The organism is Streptomyces calidiresistens (genome assembly GCF_014141525.1).
Lineage (GTDB): Bacteria > Actinomycetota > Actinomycetes > Streptomycetales > Streptomycetaceae > Streptomyces > Streptomyces calidiresistens.
Genome location: NZ_VKHS01001380.1, coordinates 1 through 781, shown reverse-complemented (window position 1 = coordinate 781; position 781 = coordinate 1). Strand labels below are relative to the sequence as shown.

1 pseudogene is annotated in these 781 nt (G+C 68.9%); it reads left to right on the top strand.

The annotated features are described in order from the left end of the window. Positions 1-77: 77 nt before the first annotated feature. A pseudogene (locus tag FOE67_RS27415) lies at positions 78-781 on the top strand (transposase); the annotation flags it as partial.

Genomic DNA, 781 nt, shown 5'->3' with positions numbered 1-781 from the left:
CTAGGGCGCGTATCGAGTCGTGATCAATCTGCGGGATGTGCCTTCGCGGCACGGTCCGGTCCGATAGACCGTCTCACGTGACGCGAGCGCAACTGACCGACACGGAGTGGAAATTCATCGAGCCGTACCTGCCGATCGGCGAGTACGGCCCGTACCCGACGCGGCTGCGGCAGCAGTTCGAGGGCGTGATCTGGCGGTTCAGGACGGGCGGGCAGTGGCGGGAGATGCCGTCGGAGTTCGGCGCCTGGTCGACCGTCCACAACCGCTTCCGGCAGTGGCGTGACGCCGGGGTCTTCGAGGCTCTGCTGGAGGGCCTGATCACGGAAGCCGCGAAACGGGGTGAGGTGGACCTGTCCCTGGTCAGCGTCGACTCCACCACCGCCCGGGCCCACCACGACGCAGCCGGGATGCACCTCGACGAGGACGTCATCACCGCCCTGGAGAAGGCCGTCGCCGAGGAGGAGAAGGCCAGGTCAAAGGGGGCAGCCTCGAAGAACAAAATGGGCAGGAACCAGAAAGCGATCCCGCTCGGGAAGAACGAAGGCGCGTCCGGCGGCGGCACAAACTCCGGCTGAAGGCCGCCCTCCTCGGACGCTCCAGGGGCGGACAGACCAGCAAGGTCCACCTCGCCGCCGACCGCAAGTGCCGCCCGCTGGCGTTCATCCTGACCGCGGGGCAGGCTGCGGACAGGCCGCAGTTCATCCCGGTCCTGAAGAAGGTGCGGGTGCGCGGGCCCGTTGGCCGCCCCCGCACCCGGCCGGAAGCGGTCGCCGGGGACAAG